Origin of the sequence: Gluconobacter japonicus, from assembly GCF_015244665.1 — a bacterium.
Taxonomy (GTDB): Bacteria; Pseudomonadota; Alphaproteobacteria; order Acetobacterales; family Acetobacteraceae; genus Gluconobacter; species Gluconobacter japonicus.
On sequence record NZ_JABCQN010000002.1, the window covers coordinates 273,031 to 290,585 of the forward strand.

Genomic DNA, 17,555 nt, shown 5'->3' on the forward strand with positions numbered 1-17,555 from the left:
CAATTCGAGAAAATTGGTTGGTACGGAATGGCAGGTAGCGTCAACAAGGTGATTCTGGTCGGGAATCTGGGCAAGGACCCGGAAGTCCGGAACACGCAGTCAGGCTCGAAGATCGTCAATCTGACGATTGCGACGTCCGAAACATGGAACGACCGTCAGAGCGGTGAGCGCAAGGAGCGCACCGAATGGCATCGTGTCGTGATCTTCAATGATCGTCTGGGCGATGTGGCGGAGCGTTTTCTGCGCAAGGGCCGCAAGGTCTATCTGGAAGGCGAACTGCGGACCCGGAAGTGGACCGATCAGTCAGGCCAGGAGCGTTACACGACGGAAGTGACGATCGATCGTTTCCGCGGTGAACTGGTGCTGCTGGATAGCAATCGCAGTGGCGGCGACGAGGGTGGCTTCGACGGAGGCGGCTCGTCCTACGGCGGTGGAAACAGCAACGGTGGCGGCTTTGGTGGCGGCAACCGGGGGGGTGGCTTCGGCGGTGGTAATGATGGCGGCCGCTCAGGTGGGTCGTCTGGCGGTGGTAACCGGGGTGGTGGCTGGGATGCGCCGCCGGATAACGATCTGGATGACGAAATCCCGTTCTGAGGGATGCGTTTGGAACCGGGCTGGCAATGTCAGTCCGGTTTTTTTATGTCCGGCGCGGGCGTTCAGAGGGGCAGATGGAAGAACTGGTTGAATTCTGAAGCCTGATAGTCACCGAAGGCTTCGCCCGGTTGGAAGCCTCGGCTTTGATAGAGCGCCAGAGCCGGTTCGAAGGAAGATCCGCGTCCGGTCTCAAGGCTGAGTGTCTTCATCCCCTCAGAACGCGCTCTATGGATAAGGTGATCCAGCAGAGTACTGGCAACGCCCTGTCTCAGAAAGTCAGGATGGGTGCGCATGGATTTGAGCTCGCCTACCTGATTGTTCAGGCGTTTGAGTGCGCCGATTCCAGCTACGCGATCCTGTCTATGGACAGTCCAGACTTCGATTTCAGGTGCCATGAGGCCTGACAGGTCAAGGGCGAAGACATGTCCGGGTGGGGTGTTTTCGTGCATTCCTGCGAGGTGAAGGGCCAGAAGGTCACGCGTTTGCGGGTTGGAAAAATCGGCGGGATGCAGGGTGAATGTCGGGCTCATGATGCGCGTGTCTGTTCAATTGAGGTCGGCGTCAGGATGACAAGTTTATACCCTGTGTGTTCTGCGGGGGTGAGAGTTATCTGTTCGTAGTTCAGCACTCCACGGACTGGATGCTTGAAGCTGCGTTGGCCGCCTTCTCTGGGGAGAACACGCTGGTCCTGCCAGAAATGGAGAAACTCCTGGCTTTCAGCCTGAAGGGCAGAGGTCAGGGCCTGGAACGCCGTGGTTCTGGCAAGGTGGGCTGTGTCAGCGCGGAATTCTGCGAGCAGGCGTCTGGAGCGGTCGGGCCAGTTCGTCAGGAATGTTTTCGCCTCAGGGTTCAGGAAAACATATCGGAGCTGGTTGGGCTCAGGGCTGTCCATCCAGCCTGTGAACAGCGCTTTGGCAGGATCGTTGGCACTCAGAACATTCCAGAGCGGGTCAAGCAGGTATGCGGGACTTTTGATTTGTTCCGGCAGGTTCAGCAATGCGTTTGGCGTTGCGACTGAAGAGGTGATCTGGTGCGAATCGCGGAGTTCAGCAAGCGTGAAAAGATAACGCCTTTCTGTGGTGGACATTTGCAGGGCTGTGGCAATGCGTGACAGGCTCGCTGGAGAACAGGTGACGTCTCGACCCTGTTCAAGCCATGTGTACCAGGTCGTGCTGATGCCGCAGAGTTGGGCGGCTTCTTCGCGCCGTAGCCCAGGTGTTCGTCTGCGGTGAGGAACAACGAGAAGTCCGGCCTGTGATGGCGAGAGCTTTTCCCGTTGTGTGCGAAGAAACTGACCAAGGGTCTGGCGGCGATCTGTTGGCATAGTACAAATTATACCATGATAAATTAGGATCTTATACCACGCCTGGAATGTTGGGAGGATGTTTTCAGAAGGAGAACAGTCGATGACGAAGCAGGCTGGGCAGTTTGCTGCCGCACACTATGAGGCGAGAGCCTCGGCTTATGTTGAAAGTACGGTTCACAGTCAGGGTGCTGATCTGGACGCCATTGTTCAGGCCGTTCAGGGACGAAGGCTTGAGCATGTTTTGGATCTCGGATGTGGGGGCGGTCATGTAAGCTATGCTGTGGCGCCTCATGTCGGGCGGGTTATGGCTTGTGACATTACACCGGGCATGTTGCAGGTTGTGCAGGATGAGGCATCCAGGCGTGAGCTAAGCAATATCGAAGTTCGTCAGGCTTCGGCGGAAAATCTGCCGTTCGAAGATTGCGCTTTTGATGCGGTGCTCTGTCGTTTTACCGCTCATCATTGGGATGGCTTTGAAGCAGGATTGCGTGAGGCTCGACGGGTTCTGAAGCCCGGTGGTCAGGCGGTGTTTGTTGATGTGACGGCACCTGAAGACGCTGTTTCTGATAGCTGGCTTCAGACATTGGAACTCATGCGGGATATTTCGCATGTGCGGGATTATTCTGTTGAAGAGTGGGTAGGCGCACTGGGTAGGTCCGGCTTTTCGGTTGAAGGGCTTGGCCGTAGTCGTTTGAGGATGGCTTTTGAAAGCTGGGTCGCGCGGACACAGACGCCAGCAGAGCGTGTGGACGGGATCCGTTCGCTTCAGCGTGGGGCACCGGCAGCGGTCAAGGAAAGGCTGGGGCTGGAAGAAGATGGCAGTTTCCTGCTGGACGTGACCGTTTTCACTGTACACAGGGCGTAACGGGGTAGGTGTGGCATGTAGGCGGCGCATGGGCTATGCTGTGCGGACTGTATTTTAGCGTGGTGGACCTGTCTTGACCGAGCTGAACGAGCCGACTGATATTGTACCTTCCGATCGTCTTCCGGTGACGATCGAGGAGGAGATGCGCTCTTCCTATCTGGCCTATGCGATGTCGGTGATCGTCTCGCGCGCCCTGCCTGATGTGCGTGATGGCCTGAAACCTGTCCATCGTCGCATCCTGTATGCGATGCGCGAGAGTGGCTTTACGTCTGACAAGCCATACCGCAAGTCTGCTCGTGCGGTCGGTGACGTGATGGGTAAATACCATCCGCACGGTGACAGCTCGATTTACGATGCCATGGTTCGTATGGCGCAGCATTGGTCAATGCGCGTCAAGCTGATTGATGGGCAGGGTAACTTTGGTTCGGTCGATGGCGATAGCCCGGCCGCCATGCGTTATACCGAAGCCCGTTTGGCCAAGTCTGCGTCGTTCCTGCTGGATGATATCGAGCGGGATACGGTTGATTTTCAGCCGAACTACGATGAGAGCGAGCATGAGCCGAAGGTTCTGCCGGCGACATTCCCCAACCTTTTGGTGAATGGTGCTTCGGGTATCGCGGTCGGTATGGCCACGAATATCCCGACGCATAACCCTGGCGAAGTTATTGATGCCACGCTGGCGATGATTGCCAATCCGGCGATTGAGCTGGATGAGCTGATGCAGATCATTCCCGGTCCGGATTTCCCGACCGGCGGCATCATTATGGGCCGGAGTGGCATTCGTAAGGCGTTTGAGACAGGCCGTGGGTCCGTTCCGGTTCGTGCGCGTGCTGAGATCGAGGAGATCCGTAAGGACCGTCAGGCGATCATCATCACGGAAATTCCGTATCAGGTGAACAAGGCAACGCTTCAGGAGAAGATTGCCGATCTCGTCCGTGCCAAGGAAATCGAAGGCATTTCCGATATCCGCGACGAGAGTGACCGTTCCGGAATGCGCGTTGTCATCGAGCTGAAGCGCGATGCGACACCGGAAGTCGTGCTGAACCAGCTCTATCGTTTCACGCAGCTTCAGACGTCTTTCAGCGTCAATATGTTGGCGCTGGATGAAGGCAAGCCGCGTACGATGGGTCTGAAGGACGTTCTGGAAGCGTTTATCCGCTTCCGTGAAGACGTCATTCTGCGTCGTGCCCGTTTCGATCTGAACAAGGTTCGTGATCGTGGCCACTTGCTGGTTGGTCTTGTTCTGGCCGTCGCCAATATTGATGAAGTCATTGCACTGATCCGTTCCGCTCCGGATGCGGCAACGGCGCGTGAGCTTCTCATGGCGCGTGAGTGGGATGCCAGTGACGTTGTGCCTCTGCTGGAGCTGATCCAGGACGAAGGCAATATCATCTTTGATGGCAAGGTTCGTCTTACGGAAGCTCAGGCTCGCGGTATTCTGGAACTGCGGCTGCAGCGCCTGACCGGTCTGGAACGTGAGAAGATCCAGGGTGAACTGAGCGAAGTTGCTGCCAAGATTGGTGAGTTGCTTGAGATCATCGGGAGCCATATCCGCCGCATGGAAGTCATGCGGGATGAGCTTCTGGCGGCGCGGGCAGAAATTGCCACCCCACGGATGTCGGAAATTTCCGATGCGCTGGGCGACCAGTCTGACGAGAGCCTGATCGAACCGGGTCAGATGGTTGTCACCATCACGCGTGACGGCTTCATCAAGCGGACGCCGCTTGAGATGTTCCGCTCACAGAACCGTGGTGGACGTGGCCGGACGGCTTCCGGCCGTCGTGGTGATGACGTCATTATCCGCAGCTTCAATGCTCATACCCATCAGTGGGTCCTGTTCTTCTCTTCGGGCGGTAAGGCGTATCGCACCAAGGTCTGGCATTTGCCGGAAGCGTCTCCGACGTCCAAGGGCCGCGCGCTGGTCAATCTGCTGCCGGAACTGGGTTCGGACGCCATTACGGCAGTGCTGCCGCTGCCGCAGGATGAGGAGCTGTGGGAAGACCTGCATCTCACCTTTGCGACGGCCAGCGGTAATGTTCGTCGTAATCGCCTGAACGATTTCCGGAATATCCGGGCGTCCGGTCTGATTGCGATGAAGCTGGATGAGGGTGATTCCCTTATCGGTGTGGCGACGTGTCGTGAGGGTCAGGACGTGTTCCTGGCTACGAAGAACGCCCGCTGCATTCGCTTCCAGATCACCGATGACACGCTGCGTGTGTTTGCCGGCCGTGGCAGCTCGGGTGTGCGCGGTATTCGCCTCGGGGATGGGGATGCAGTGATCTCGCTGTGTATCCTCAACCATGTGGATGCCAGCGTTGAAGAGCGTGCTTCGTATCTGCGGATGGCCAATGCGAAGCGTCGTGCCGAGAATGCAGCGCTGGCTGAGGGTACCGAAGAAGAGGTGGTGTCCGGTGACGAAGAAGCGGTAGAGGTCGCCGGTGATCTGACGCAGGAGCGTTTCGAGGAGCTGGAGCAGCAGGAAGAAATACTTCTGACTGTAACGGATGGCGGGTTTGGCCGTCGTTCTTCTGCCTATGATTACCGTGTGTCGGGCCGTGGCGGTCAGGGCATCACGAACATGACCTTCTCGGCCAATCGTCGTGGCAAGGAAGTGGTTGGGACCCTTCCGACGCTGGATGGCACGGACGTCATGCTCGTGACGGATACGGGTCGTCTGATCCGTCTGCCGGTGTCTCAGGTGCGTGTCATGGCGCGTCAGGCCAGTGGTGTGACGTTGTTCCGACTGAACGACACCGAGACGGTTATCTGTGTCTTCCCTGTTGTGGAAGATGACGGGGAAGAGGGTGACCTGATCGAAGGGGATGTCGTCGCTACGCAGGAAGGTGCAGCCCCTGTTGAGGGGGCTGCAACGGATGGCGAAGCTTCAGCGGGTGACACTACTCCTGATGCCTGAGGGGCGGACTGATCCACGTGTCGGGTTTTATCCCGGCACGTTTGATCCGGTGACGTTCGGTCATCTGGATATTATTGATCGTGCGTCTGCTCTTTTTGATCGCCTGCTGGTTGGTGTGGCGGTCAATGAGGGCAAGCATCCGCTTCTGACGTTGGAAGAGCGTCTGGAGATGATGCGGCATGAGGTATCCAAACTGCCTCATGCTAGCCGGATTGAAGTTCTGGGATTTGATACCCTGCTGGTCGATGCAGTGCGCAAGGCTGGTGCGGGCACGGTTGTGCGTGGTCTTCGCTCAGGGGGGGATTTCGACTTTGAGAGCCAGCTTTCTGGTGCGCTGCGGCGTCTTGCGCCGGAGATCGAGACGGTTTTTCTGCTGTCTGCTGAAGGACATCGCACGACGGCCAGTCGGATCGTGAAAGAAATTGCCCGGCTTAATGGAGATATTTCCTCCTTTGTCAGTGAAGATGTTGCAAGTCTCGTCTTGTCGAAACTGGGTCGAAGGGCGACATAGGAACCTTCATTGATTTCTGGAAGGTTCCAAGATGTCTGAGACCGCAGTACCCGACGGCAATAAGCTGGTTTTCGAACTCAAGAACGGCAAGGTCGTCATTGAGCTGCGCCCTGATCTGGCACCGCTGGCTGTGGAGCGTCTGAAGCTTCTGGCAAGCGAAGGTTTTTATGATGGTGTGAAGTTCCATCGTGTGATCGAGGGCTTCATGGCTCAGGGTGGCGATCCGACCGGGACAGGCACGAGCGGCAGCAATTATCCGGACCTGAAGGCTGAGTTCACGGATAAGGCGAAGTTTGAGCGTGGTACGCTGGGGATGGCCCGCACGATGGCGCCGCACTCTGCAAACAGCCAGTTCTTCATCATGTTTCAGGATGTTCCGTCCCTGAATGGTCAGTACACGATTGCTGGCAAGGTGATTGAGGGCATGGAATACGTGGATCAGATCAAGCGTGGCGCCGGTTCGTCGGGCATGGTCAAGGATCCGGACACTATTGTGAAGGCTTACGTCGCAGCGTAAGTTTGTAGTCTGTCTGCGCGCTTGGTACGTTCAGACAGACTCTTGTCCGCCTTTCGAGGTGCGAAGAACTGTTGCTCTTGCGGCATCGTGGGGATAGAGCGTCCCGCACTGGGCAGTGTAACGTTCAGAGAAGGCCTTACGCTCAAGGCGCTCGCAGTAATCAAGATATTTGATCAGCGCACGTTCCGCGCGTGCAGTGCGGCCGTAGACGCGCTTGTAATGCTTCCAGAGCATCAGGGCATTGACGGACCATGCGTCGTAAACATGTTCGTTCAGACGCTTGCGTATGGAGGGTGGGAGCTGGTCGAAGGCTTCCCAATCGTTTCCTTCAAAGCGCTGCCAGATTTCATGTCTGACGGTACGGTCATTGAATGGCTGTGGGTAAGACTTTGTTCGGATCTTTGTGGTCATATGCTCTTTTTAGGCGATGAAACGACAAGATGTTTATATGTTATAACATAACTATAAAATGGAATTGGTGCTCTTTTTCTCTCGCAAGAGGTTGACCTTATGGTGGTTGTAGGGTAGCCATCCGCTCGGATGAACCGGTAGCTCAGTTGGTAGAGCATTCGACTTTTAATCGAATGGTCCTGGGTTCGAGTCCCAGCCGGTTCACCAAAAATTTCTTATTTTCTGAAATAAAGTGATGCCTGAAAAAATCTCCAAGGAGATGTAAGGGCTCTGGGTGAAAGCTGTTTGCAATTGATTTTTTAAAAATCACACAAAGAAATGACCATGTTTTCATTCCACAACATCAGAATAAGACTGGAATATTGCATATTTAATCCTTGATATTTTTCATAATTAGGGAAGAGCATTCCCTGAACAGCAGAAAACATTTTTCAAAATTAAAATCTGTATTATGGTAGAAAATTGTCTGTCTCGGGGCGTTTCATGACTGTGGTGGTACGTCATTTTAATGCTCAGTGGTTATTTCGGTATGTGAGTTGATGGCTGATAATTTTCTGATTCACACCCTTCGGACTGTACATAAAAGTCTTGTTGGAGTCTGCTCCCATACAGGAATGCTTCAAGCCAGCCCTGACATAATACCAATTGTTCTGATCCGTCATTCATCAAGACCTGATCTGGGTTTTTTGATGGGAACAACTGATAGTCCACTACTGTCGTGTGAGAATGATAAAGATTTACGGCGTCCTCTGCTGTCATATCGTGTAGTTCCTGCAAAAAGCGGTAAAATTGCTCTCAGAAATCCTTTGTGGGAGCATTATATTTCAGTTCCCCCCATTCAGCATAATAAGCCCATGGTTTGCGACAGACCCTATGTTGCAGAATGGGAAAGCTTTATTCTTGAGGATGCGCCTTCTGATTTAATCTTACCGCTGAAATTGAGAGAGGCCATTCAGGAAGTCGTTTCAGAAGGAATGAATGCTATCTCCTTGAAAAAATGGTGCCTGTCCTCCGATAGCATAAATATGAATAAGTGGTTGGTGGCGTTTTTGCGTTTGCTCACTCGGGATGGAATGGAACATTTTGGTAAATTTTTACTTGAAAATTCTGTTTTAAGAGAGCGGGTTCGTTTGGCTGTTCCTGATGATTACTGGATCAATACAGCTTTGCCGGAACTGGCAAACTGGAAAGAGGATCGCCGCCCTATAAAATCGTTCCGTTTCAGTGTAACGACTGATTTTCTTGGAAGAATTGATTATGGAGAACGCACTGCTCCTCCATTAGGATTAGCTTTAACCGGCCAGACACGCAGGCTTATTGAGCCTAATAAACGCGCATGTATTCTAGCAACCGCACGCGACGAAGGTATCTATTTGCTGGAATGGGTTGCATGGCATCGTATGATTGGTTTCGATCATATATTCATATGTTCCAATAATAATACTGATGGGTCTAATGAGTTGCTTTCAGCTTTATCTCATCATGGATTCATCACATGGATTGATACCAATCCGCAGTCATATACAAGAATTCAGCGAAAGGCCTATGCAATTGCAGGGTCTGTTATTCCGCAAATTCTTGATTATCGATGGACTTTGGTTATAGATCTGGATGAAATGTTAGCTATAGATCATAATTATTATAAAAATGTTTCGACTTTCTTTGATTTGCAAGAGGCGCGCGGGGCGGATGCTGTGACCTTCTCATGGGCGATGATGGCACCCGATAGTCAACTTCGGCATCATGATGCTCCCATGGCAGCGCGTTTCCTTCGTCGGGAACCGCCTAAAAATGAACTTGTAAAAACGGCTTTTCAAACGCGTTTGGCACCATTTGCTCATGCTCATAATCCGCATTGGGCGTGGCAGCGGTCTTTTCGTACTTTAGATGCTTCAGGGAGTTTGCTTCATACTGAAAAATCGGAAATTCAAGCGCATGGAAGAAAAAGCGAAAATAATGCTTGGATCGCACATTATTTTCATAAATCTTTGGAAGAATTTGTGTGGAAATGCAGCAGACCGCGGGGCGGTAGTGGCGACCCTCGCTCTGCAAGGCAGTTTACAGCACGGTTTGTAGATGTTTTCACTGAATTTTTCGATGAAGAAAATACGCTTCCTGATCGGCGCCTAGAACCCTTCATGCCGGCTCTTGAAGAAGAAATGAGACGGCTTCGACTTATTCCCGACATCCGGATTGCTGATGAAAATGTACGTAAAAAATTTCGGGATGAGATTTCCGATCTTATGGAGCAGGCGCATGGAAGTGTTATGAATTCACATTATGATGATGTTGTTAAAGAAAAATGGAACAATATTATTATGAAGTACAAGAAAAATTAATATTTTGAACATGTTAATTCAGGATATGGAGGCGAAGAGTTGGGGGCATGATTTGCAACCCACGTTGCGACTTGAGTAATACTCTCTGCCTGTGTATCTGTTTGAGGCATATTGGTATTTTCGGGACCATTAGAATATTGCCCAACAATCCAGTAAGTTGGTAGAGCATGCGCCTTAATTAAATAATTGACCTCTTTCTGCACGCCATCCATAAAATGGAAATCTGGGCCGCCGCCGTGTTTGCCGTGTTGCGTATCAAAAATAGTCATGAAGACTACTGTAGTAAGGTGGTTTTTATTGGCCCATTGAATTTCGCTGGCAATTAATTTTCGAAACATTTCGCTGTGACGTGGGCCATAATAGGCGTCAGTTGAAAAGATATTAGCGGGCGTATCAATGCCAAAGCCCCCTGCTGCGATAGCAATTTTGCGGGAGTTTTTATAATACGGGTCGGTTTCATAGTTGCTTTGTATGTGTTCACCAAGCCCTGGGTTACCGTGGCGATCAGTCTCTGAGGTGTCGGAGACGTGCCCCCGTGATCCATTGGAAATATAGGGTAGGACTAACTTTGCGCCTGTCCTCTGATATACATCCTTTAGTGCTATTGTCGTATCTTGTACGTCCTGATCAGTGAATTCTGATGACGGATTGTGATAGCTTCCTGGGAACGGAGTGGCTTCATCCGTATAGCTGAGATTAAGCATGACCAATTGGGGGTGCCATCCTGCAGAAAACCATTTGAATTCTGCTCCCGACTGGCTGTCTGCAAAGGTTCTATAATGCGATGCTTGAAGGTGAGGTGTTAGCGCTGGGGAGACTCCGCCTTCGAATATTCCGCCTCCCGCGCGATTTTTCCATAATGAAATCATCGCTTTCATGACGTTTTTGCCGTCATAGTTAGAGGGTTTTATCCATGCTGGGTTATTGTTGGGCCAGTTTAAAATAGTGCGTGTTGTTCCATCTACTTGATAGAGGCCAATATTTCCTGTTTTGAGTAAATGAGGAAAACGATCGGGCTCTGAGAGTTGATAACCGCCAATAACCGAACTGACAAAAGTTGTTACTGGTTGCTCTGTACAGGAAGCTGCTTTTAGCGGCGTAGGTATCATAATACCCGCGTATAGCAGTGATACCACGCTAACTCGGGCTAAAAGTCGTGAGATGTTTTTGCGGGGCAGATCCTGGTGAGCCAAAGGTACTTCCCTATGCTGTTCAGGTATGGTTGCATTGATATTATAATAAAAATTATATCCATGTACTGAAAGTAATATTTCAGCACATGGATATTTTAAAAAATAAATTGAATTATTGTCGCTTTACCTTTTTCATTTCATCACGAAGGCGCATGATCTGTTCGTCGTCACGCCAAGGCGAGCGATAGGCACATTCGCTATGAATTTTTTGAAAAATCTGAGCATTTTCGTCCACGTGTTCCTGAGAAAAATTGGAAACTGAGTCTTTGATCTCAAGACCACCTTGGAGCAGGAAAAAGGACTTGGACGCTCCATCTTCTTTTGTAAGGCCGCCGTACCCCATTCTGATCATTCGCGAAGTGTGTTCAACGTGCTCATGTCCATAGCGGCCAAAACGGGTATCGATATAGCCAACATACGATAGGGCTTCGCGACTGAAACCAGAGCATTGAGCGGTTAGAGCATCGCTGAAATATGGAGCGTGCCAGGACCCATTTCCAATGTTGGTATGTGGGAACCATGGGGGGCAAAAATTCACGTGTCCGAAATTCAGGCACGCCAGGATCCAGTCCACGTTCCAGCCTTTGGCAATAGGCTGTGTATCATCTTCCAAAAGAAGAACGATGTCGCATTTTTCTATTTCATGCAGATGAAAAAGAAGGCGATTTTTATTCCAAGCAATACCTTTATTCTCTGCATTGAGGACGTGAATGCCTTCAATCGCTTCAAGAATTTCGGAAGTATTATCTTTGGATCCGTCATTCGCAACGAAGATGATGGGATCGAATTGCGTTAGTGCTTTGACGCGTTCTACGGTCTCTGCAATGAGATCTGATCTGTTGTAAGTTGGAATTCCAATCCCAAGCTTGAGCTCTCGGAGTGGCTTATTCGCAAGATGTGTCTCTTCAGAATGTTCAAGAGTCAGAAGAGGTATTCTTGATATATGGTCTTCTTTCTCAAAAGATATCTCAATAGCTTTAAGAAGTGTGAGAGACAGATCTTCTGGGAAGGGAAATACGATATTGAAACGGACAGCATTATAACGAGGCTCTGTCGACGCTGCTACGTCCAGGCTGGGTTGTTGCCATTCATCTGCGTGCGGTAAATGCAGAGTTCTGTCGCCGCATATAATTCGGATTGTTTCAAAATCACCACTATCCAGAAACCAGCCAGCGATCGAAATCCGATCATCCGTTGTTCTGATATGATCAATGGCATAGCGTTCTTTGGGTGTTCTTTCGACAAGCCCTGCCGTTGGAGCACTCTGCGTGGATACGGTCATCTACAGCTGGTCTTTCCAGTCATCTGAGGTCTAATTGCCACGGCGCCGAAAAAGTTATCCAGTAAAAATGAACGGCTTCTCTCCGCGCTTGGACGACAAATTGCCTCTTTGATCCTAGGGTGGTCTTGATATGACCGCAAGAGGTTTCCGGGACGACTAACTGACATCTGATGTGACGTTTCAATATGTCTGGCTGTCGAATATTTCGCGCTTTTAGGAGTTCGGAGCGGGAATGGATTGGCGAGGGGTATAGGTTTCGTTCGCCATATGTCATGTCAAAGTGGCGCAACAGATGAGAGTGTGGGAAGGGGAGGTTTATGGTAACGCTTACTCTTTCCCAGAGAACTGCTCTTGATGAGATTATCAAGGCACATGCCGAAGGGCGTCCTACACACCTGCTGACGGGGTATGCGGGGAGTGGGAAAACAACGCTGATGCAGGAGGTGGCGCAGCATTTTCTGCGAATGAAAGTTGTGACGGTCATTACAGCTCCAACGCACAAGGCGACGGCTGTTCTGCGCTCAAAGGTGCATCAGGATGTTGAATGTCGGACCATCCAGAGTCATCTGGGTTTACAGCCATCGTTGCAGGGTGGGGGTACGACGCTGGTACGCGCGAAACGCCCACAGACGATACCGGATGGTGTAGTTATTATTGATGAGTGCTCCATGATTTCGCGGGAACTCATGGGCTGGATCCGAGACCTTTTGAAGTTCTGTTTTGTGCTGTTTGTGGGAGATCCAGCGCAGCTTCCACCAGTTGGAGAAGAGGCCTCTCCTTCCTTTTCTGTTCCATCCAGATCGCATCTTGAAACGGTTGTTCGGCAGGCGGCAGGCAATCCCATTCTGGAAGCCGCGACTGTCATTCGCCAGAGCCAGGGTGGCTCTGTGGACTGGAGTTGGGTGCGGGACGCACGTCATGATTCATCCGGGCTGTTCATCCCGAAGGATGTGGAAAGCTGGGTTCGCAAAGCGTTTACGTCCGATGCCTTCGATGCAGATAACGATAGTTTCCGGTATCTTTGCTGGACGAATAGTCGCGTCCATCAGGTTAATCAGATGGTTCGGCAATGGCGGTATGGAGAGCAGATCGAAATGCCGTTCATGCCGGGGGAGCGTGCGGTCGCGAGAGCGCCATTCAGTCGCCAGAATGAAGATAAAAATCGTCAGCAGATTGCGACAAATGAAGAAGTTCTGGTGATGGATATTCAGGCGTCGCGCCTGTCATACCGGTTTGAAGCCTGCGGGTCTGTAGCAGCCTGGTCTACGGATATTCCGTCTTGGGAACTGACTGTGCTGACGATGTCCGGGGAAGAAATTACGGCTCATCTGGTTCAGGATGAGCGCCAGCTTCAGGCTGTAGAGCGTCGGCTTGTTCAGGAAGCCAGGCAGGAGCGCAAGCGGTGGCAGCATCGGTTTGCCTTCCAGAGTGCGTTGCTGAACCTTCAGGCTATTTATGCCATGACCGTGCATACGTCTCAGGGTAGCACGTTCAGGAATATCTTTGTTGATCTGGGGGATATTCGACGTCGGGCAGGAGGAAATCCTCTTGAAACACAGCAGCTTTGTTATGTGGCGCTGACACGGGCGACGGATATGGTTTTTCTGGTCAATGTCGGAATGTCTTAAGGCATACAGACAGATACGTTTCTGGATGGTCATTCGGGAAAGAGGAATGAAACGATGCGTTTTAAAGTAGGTTTGGCACTAGCTGCCCTTATGGCGCTTGCGGCCTGCGGCCCTGATTATGGTGGTCAGGGCTCACGGCAGTTCCGCGGGGACGGGTATGGAAATACCGGATCGGGCCGCAGCAGTTTCGGGTATCAGGGCGGCCCAACCTGAAGACACGGCACTGGCTGGTAATCAGGCCAGTGCGTCTTGAACCAGTTTTTCCTGCTGGGCGGCGTGAGCGCCGGGCAGGCCTGTAGCCGGTGACGCGGCGCTTTCGCGGCCCACGTACTGTGGACGCTGGACTTTGTGTCCGCATTCCTGCAGGGCGCGTTCGATGCGTCGGTCTACGAAAATCCATGCGCCGTTGTTCTGGGGTTCTTCCTGGCACCAGATGATCTGTTCGGCGTCCGGGTATAATTCCAGCTGCTGGATCAGGGCGTGGTGCGGGAAGGGATAGAGCTGTTCCAGACGGATGATGGCGACGTCCGTGCGGTTTTGTCGGGTCCGTTCGGCGGTGAGATCGTAAAAGACCTTGCCTGAGCACAGAATGATCTTTCTGGCGCCTGTAATTTGCTGTGGATCTGCCAGAACGGGCTGGAAGCGTGTGTGTGGCCCCATTTCCACGAGCGGTGAGGTTGCTTCCTTGTGTCTCAGGAGAGACTTGGGTGTGAAGATGACCAGTGGCTTGCGGCAGCGCCGTGCAATCTGGCGGCGCAGGGCATGGAAATAGTTTGCGGGGCTGGTGATGTTACAGACGCGCAGATTGTTTTCCGCGCAGAGCTGGAGAATACGCTCTGGTCTGGCTGATGAATGTTCAGGGCCACCACCTTCGTAGCCGTGTGGCAGTAGGAGCGTCAGGCCGGATGTTCGGAGCCATTTCGTTTCGCCGGAAGCGATGAACTGGTCGAGAATGACCTGTGCGCCGTTTGCGAAGTCTCCGAATTGAGCCTCCCATAGAACCAGTGCATCTGGATCACCGAGTGAATAGCCGTATTCGAAGCCGAGGACTGCAAATTCGGAGAGTGGAGAATTCCAAAGGTGCAGAGGGGCCTGATGGGGCGCGATATGGGCCAGAAGGGTTTCTTCCCGGCCGGTATCCTGATCGAACAGGACGGCGTGACGCTGGCTGAAGGTGCCGCGGCGGCTGTCTTGACCTGACAGGCGAACAGGGTGACCGTCTATGGACAGGGTTCCAAAAGCGAGGGCTTCGGCGGTCGCCCAGTCGAGTGGTCCACCATCAGCTACGGCTTTGCCACGAGCAACGATCTGGCGGGCGAGGCGTGGATGGACGTTCAGTCCCGGCGGGATGGTGCCGATGGCTTCACCAACCATGCGCAGACGTTCCAGTGGGACGCCGGTCATGGGCTGGATGCGTTCGGGCTCGTCCTGAAGGCGTGTGGAGTCCTGGGGGCCGTCCAGCCAGTCTGTGGAGTCAGGTCGGTAGTGCTCGGACGCGGCGTATTGTTCTTCCAGTCGGCGCTGGAAGTGATGCCACATATCCTCGACCTGTTCGGCCGTCAGGATGCCCTGGCGAATCAGATGCTCGGCGTAGAGGCGGCGCGTTGTAGGACGAGACTGGATGGCGTGCACCATCGCTGGCTGGGTGAAAGCCGGTTCATCCGTTTCATTGTGGCCATGGCGGCGATAGCAGACAACGTCGAGGACGACGTCCGAATGGAAATCGCGCCGCCATTCATGAGCCAGAAGAGCAGCTCGGGCCACAGCATCCGGATCATCACCATTGACATGCAGGATCGGAGCCTGAATGGATTTGGCGACGTCGGTGTTGTGGATGCCGGAATGGGCATCTGACTGGACGGTGGTGAATCCGATCTGGTTGTTGATGATGACGTGAACCGTGCCGCCGGTGCGATAACCTTCGAGCTTGGAAAGGGCCAGTGTCTCGTACACGACACCTTGCCCAGCGAAGGCGGCGTCACCGTGAACAAGGATGCCTAGGTGGCGATCACGGTCTTTGTCTTTCTCGCGGTCCTGATCAGCACGGACGCGTCCGAGGACGACGGGATCGACGGCCTCCAGATGGGATGGGTTGGGCAGCAGGGAGATGCGCAGTTTGTGGCCTGCGTGTTCCATCGTGGTGGCTGTGCCGAGATGGTATTTTACGTCCCCGGAGCCCTGGATGTCGTCAGGTTTGAAAGACGCGCCTGCAAATTCGCTGAAAATGGCCGCGAAGGGTTTGCGCAGGATGTTGGCCATGACGTTCAGGCGGCCACGATGTGGCATGCCGAGCGAAACGGACTTTGCGCCATCGCGGGCAGCGGCGTCGATCAGGGTGCGGAGGGCGACGATAACGCTTTCTCCGCCTTCCAGACCGAAGCGGCGCATACCCATGAAGCGCTTCTGGCAAAAGCCTTCGAATCCTTCGGCGCGTGTCAGGGCGAGGAGGATGCGTTCTGGCTCCATAGCGACGACGGGAGCGGTGTTTTCCAGGCGATCAATCCACCACTGACGCTGGGTGGGGTCCTGAATGTGCATGAATTCTGCTGTCAGAGTGCCAGAATAGGCGCGACGCAGACGGGCTAGAAGGTCCCGCTCTGCATCGGGAGGAGTAAGTTCCGGGATCGCTGGTGTAGCGGCCAGTCCTAAAGGATCGAGTTTTGCCAGGGAATGGCCGCGCAGACGGTAGGCGTTTTTCAGAGCCTCGGCGCTGCCATTTGGTGTGTCTGTTGGGGGGCGGTCGGCGCCGAGGGTTTCGAACAGGGCGGCAAACGCTGGATCAATAGACGCGGGGTCGTTCTGCCAGCGAGCGTGAAGCTCGGCCAGATAGACGGTGTTGGCGCCATTGATGGCATCGCGGTCGTCGCGGTGATCGCCCATGAAAATCGGTCTCCAGTCCCAAGGGGCGCGAACTTTAGCCCATCACGGGAAAGTGGGGAACGCATTTGGATGCAGCATTCCGTGTCAATCTTCAGATGGGGAGAAGAAGCGCCTCATGGAAGTGATGCGTCGTTCAAGCGTCTGTTTTGCAATGGGGGCATCGGTGACGTCAAAGGCGTGATAGGCGCCGGGGACGACATCCAGTTCTACAAAGACGCCGCTTCTGATGAGGCGCTGGGCATAGAGCAGGTCCTCTTCGAGAAAGAGATCGAGAGCGCCGACGGTCATGATGGTTGGTGGCAGGCCGGATAGATCTGTGGCGCGGGCTGGAGCGGCATAAGGGGAAATGTTTTCATCACCGGGACGCGAAGGGGTCAGAAGAATGTCCCATGCGTAGGTATTGCTTGCGCGCGTCCAGACAAATTCTCCGGCGGTGGGGGAGGGGTTGGGAGCGTCATTGACGGTACGATCATCCAGCATGGGGTAGATCAGGTTCTGGAACAGAATGGCCGGGCCGTGTCGGTCTCTGGCAAGCAGGCAGAGTGCAGCGGCAAGATTTCCGCCTGCGCTTTCGCCGGTGACGCCGATTTGGTCACGACGAATGTTGAGGGTCTCGGCGTTGTCATGGATCCAGCAGAGGGTGGTGTAAGCATCTTCGATGTCACCGGGGAATGGCGTTTCGGGTGTCAGGCGATAGTCCGGGGAAATGACCAGACAGTTCAACTCCTGTGCGAAACGGCAGAGATCACCGGTATTCTGCTCGGGGCGGCCGGCGCAGTGTCCGCCACCGTGAAGATGAAGCAGAACCGGGCGTGGAGATGAGGCGGTTTGCGTGGGGCGGATCGTGAGAAGGCGGAGGGTTCTTTCATCTCCATCTGCTGGAATGTGGCGTTGTTCGAGCGTTACCCGAAAATCTTCGGCGGTCTGGAAAGCTTGTGCTGCCCTGTCTTCCAGTGCGCTTCTTAATGCAGGAAGGGTTTCTGAGCTGAGATCGGCAGAGGGGAAAATGTCGAGGGCGGGGCGGAGTTCAGGAAGGACGAGGGGGAGAGTGTTCATGGACGTTCCTAGGAATACATGATGACGCGTCGTCAGGCGTAAACGTCTGTTGAAAACAG

Annotated in this window: 15 protein-coding genes and 1 tRNA gene; 9 read left to right on the forward strand and 7 right to left on the reverse strand. The window is 53.3% G+C overall.

Features of this window, described 5'->3' with window-relative positions; genetic code table 11:
- The first annotated feature begins 27 nt into the window (after positions 1-27).
- Complete coding sequence (gene ssb, locus HKD32_RS04650; RefSeq protein ID WP_010503364.1) at positions 28-594, forward strand: single-stranded DNA-binding protein; 567 nt, start codon at positions 28-30, stop codon at positions 592-594.
- Between the two features lie 62 nt (positions 595-656).
- Here the strand turns inward: ssb and HKD32_RS04655 are convergent, their stop codons facing one another.
- Together HKD32_RS04655 and HKD32_RS04660 are read right to left on the reverse strand one after the other, a co-directional pair.
- A complete protein-coding gene (locus tag HKD32_RS04655; RefSeq protein WP_194257601.1) occupies positions 657-1,124 on the reverse strand; it encodes a GNAT family N-acetyltransferase in 468 nt (155 codons plus the stop codon).
- Complete coding sequence (locus HKD32_RS04660; RefSeq protein ID WP_194257602.1) at positions 1,121-1,918, reverse strand: helix-turn-helix transcriptional regulator; 798 nt, start codon at positions 1,916-1,918, stop codon at positions 1,121-1,123. The genes HKD32_RS04655 and HKD32_RS04660 overlap by 4 nt, the downstream gene beginning before the upstream one ends.
- A gap of 82 nt (positions 1,919-2,000) precedes the next feature.
- Between HKD32_RS04660 and HKD32_RS04665 the strand changes: the two genes are divergently transcribed.
- From HKD32_RS04665 to HKD32_RS04680, 4 genes are all read left to right on the forward strand, one after another.
- Entirely contained in the window at positions 2,001-2,765 is a 765-nt protein-coding gene (locus HKD32_RS04665) for a class I SAM-dependent methyltransferase (RefSeq protein ID WP_194257603.1), read from the forward strand.
- Between the two features lie 142 nt (positions 2,766-2,907).
- Positions 2,908-5,679 (forward strand): DNA gyrase subunit A, encoded by a 2,772-nt coding sequence (gene gyrA / locus HKD32_RS04670; RefSeq protein WP_382385021.1) that lies wholly within the window; start codon positions 2,908-2,910, stop codon positions 5,677-5,679.
- Complete coding sequence (gene coaD / locus HKD32_RS04675; protein ID WP_010503370.1) at positions 5,672-6,190, forward strand: pantetheine-phosphate adenylyltransferase; 519 nt, start codon at positions 5,672-5,674, stop codon at positions 6,188-6,190. Before gyrA ends, coaD begins: the two co-directional genes overlap by 8 nt.
- A 31-nt stretch (positions 6,191-6,221) precedes the next feature.
- Positions 6,222-6,707 carry a peptidylprolyl isomerase gene (locus HKD32_RS04680; protein WP_061929861.1) on the forward strand — a complete coding sequence of 162 codons (486 nt, stop codon included), beginning with the start codon at positions 6,222-6,224 and terminating at the stop codon, positions 6,705-6,707.
- A gap of 30 nt (positions 6,708-6,737) precedes the next feature.
- Here the strand turns inward: HKD32_RS04680 and HKD32_RS04685 are convergent, their stop codons facing one another.
- Positions 6,738-7,118 (reverse strand): DUF6525 family protein, encoded by a 381-nt coding sequence (locus HKD32_RS04685; RefSeq protein WP_061929858.1) that lies wholly within the window; start codon positions 7,116-7,118, stop codon positions 6,738-6,740.
- 131 nt (positions 7,119-7,249) lie between these two features.
- Between HKD32_RS04685 and HKD32_RS04690 the strand changes: the two genes are divergently transcribed.
- Positions 7,250-7,325, forward strand: a tRNA-Lys gene (locus HKD32_RS04690).
- 332 nt (positions 7,326-7,657) lie between these two features.
- Entirely contained in the window at positions 7,658-9,457 is a 1,800-nt protein-coding gene (locus HKD32_RS04695) for a glycosyltransferase family 2 protein (RefSeq protein ID WP_082905302.1), read from the forward strand.
- Here HKD32_RS04695 and HKD32_RS04700 read toward each other — a convergent pair.
- Both HKD32_RS04700 and HKD32_RS04705 read right to left on the reverse strand, forming a co-directional pair.
- On the reverse strand, positions 9,454-10,650 hold the full coding sequence (locus HKD32_RS04700; protein WP_194257604.1) for a hypothetical protein: 1,197 nt from the start codon (positions 10,648-10,650) through the stop codon (positions 9,454-9,456). The genes HKD32_RS04695 and HKD32_RS04700 overlap by 4 nt on opposite strands.
- A 112-nt stretch (positions 10,651-10,762) precedes the next feature.
- Positions 10,763-11,932, reverse strand: a complete 1,170-nt coding sequence (locus HKD32_RS04705) for a glycosyltransferase family 2 protein (RefSeq protein WP_061929849.1) — start codon at positions 11,930-11,932, stop codon at positions 10,763-10,765.
- 317 nt (positions 11,933-12,249) lie between these two features.
- On the opposite strand from HKD32_RS04705, the gene HKD32_RS04710 reads away from it, so the two are divergent.
- Positions 12,250-13,560: an ATP-dependent DNA helicase gene (locus HKD32_RS04710; RefSeq protein ID WP_194257605.1), complete on the forward strand. Its 1,311-nt coding sequence runs from the start codon at positions 12,250-12,252 to the stop codon at positions 13,558-13,560.
- A gap of 54 nt (positions 13,561-13,614) precedes the next feature.
- Positions 13,615-13,773, forward strand: coding sequence for a hypothetical protein (locus tag HKD32_RS04715; RefSeq protein WP_164473959.1), 159 nt, complete (start codon positions 13,615-13,617; stop codon positions 13,771-13,773).
- A gap of 21 nt (positions 13,774-13,794) precedes the next feature.
- Here the strand turns inward: HKD32_RS04715 and HKD32_RS04720 are convergent, their stop codons facing one another.
- Together HKD32_RS04720 and HKD32_RS04725 are read right to left on the reverse strand one after the other, a co-directional pair.
- A complete protein-coding gene (locus HKD32_RS04720) occupies positions 13,795-16,440 on the reverse strand; it encodes a 2-oxoglutarate dehydrogenase E1 component (protein ID WP_061929843.1) in 2,646 nt (881 codons plus the stop codon).
- A gap of 84 nt (positions 16,441-16,524) precedes the next feature.
- Complete coding sequence (locus HKD32_RS04725) at positions 16,525-17,496, reverse strand: alpha/beta hydrolase (protein ID WP_194257606.1); 972 nt, start codon at positions 17,494-17,496, stop codon at positions 16,525-16,527.
- Positions 17,497-17,555: the final 59 nt, after the last annotated feature.

What these genes read in the sequence shown, in the direction of transcription:
- HKD32_RS04685 (WP_061929858.1), bottom strand. Translation starts at nt 7,118, where the DNA reads ATGACCACAAAGATCCGAACAAAGTCTTACCCACAGCCATTCAATGAC.
- HKD32_RS04660 (WP_194257602.1), bottom strand. Translation starts at nt 1,918, where the DNA reads ATGCCAACAGATCGCCGCCAGACCCTTGGTCAGTTTCTTCGCACACAA.
- HKD32_RS04665 (WP_194257603.1), top strand. Translation starts at nt 2,001, where the DNA reads ATGACGAAGCAGGCTGGGCAGTTTGCTGCCGCACACTATGAGGCGAGA.
- gyrA (WP_382385021.1), top strand. Translation starts at nt 2,908, where the DNA reads ATGCGCTCTTCCTATCTGGCCTATGCGATGTCGGTGATCGTCTCGCGC.
- HKD32_RS04680 (WP_061929861.1), top strand. Translation starts at nt 6,222, where the DNA reads ATGTCTGAGACCGCAGTACCCGACGGCAATAAGCTGGTTTTCGAACTC.
- ssb (WP_010503364.1), top strand. Translation starts at nt 28, where the DNA reads ATGGCAGGTAGCGTCAACAAGGTGATTCTGGTCGGGAATCTGGGCAAG.
- HKD32_RS04695 (WP_082905302.1), top strand. Translation starts at nt 7,658, where the DNA reads ATGGCTGATAATTTTCTGATTCACACCCTTCGGACTGTACATAAAAGT.
- HKD32_RS04710 (WP_194257605.1), top strand. Translation starts at nt 12,250, where the DNA reads ATGGTAACGCTTACTCTTTCCCAGAGAACTGCTCTTGATGAGATTATC.
- HKD32_RS04715 (WP_164473959.1), top strand. Translation starts at nt 13,615, where the DNA reads ATGCGTTTTAAAGTAGGTTTGGCACTAGCTGCCCTTATGGCGCTTGCG.
- HKD32_RS04720 (WP_061929843.1), bottom strand. Translation starts at nt 16,440, where the DNA reads ATGGGCGATCACCGCGACGACCGCGATGCCATCAATGGCGCCAACACC.
- HKD32_RS04725 (WP_194257606.1), bottom strand. Translation starts at nt 17,496, where the DNA reads ATGAACACTCTCCCCCTCGTCCTTCCTGAACTCCGCCCCGCCCTCGAC.
- coaD (WP_010503370.1), top strand. Translation starts at nt 5,672, where the DNA reads ATGCCTGAGGGGCGGACTGATCCACGTGTCGGGTTTTATCCCGGCACG.
- HKD32_RS04705 (WP_061929849.1), bottom strand. Translation starts at nt 11,932, where the DNA reads ATGACCGTATCCACGCAGAGTGCTCCAACGGCAGGGCTTGTCGAAAGA.
- HKD32_RS04655 (WP_194257601.1), bottom strand. Translation starts at nt 1,124, where the DNA reads ATGAGCCCGACATTCACCCTGCATCCCGCCGATTTTTCCAACCCGCAA.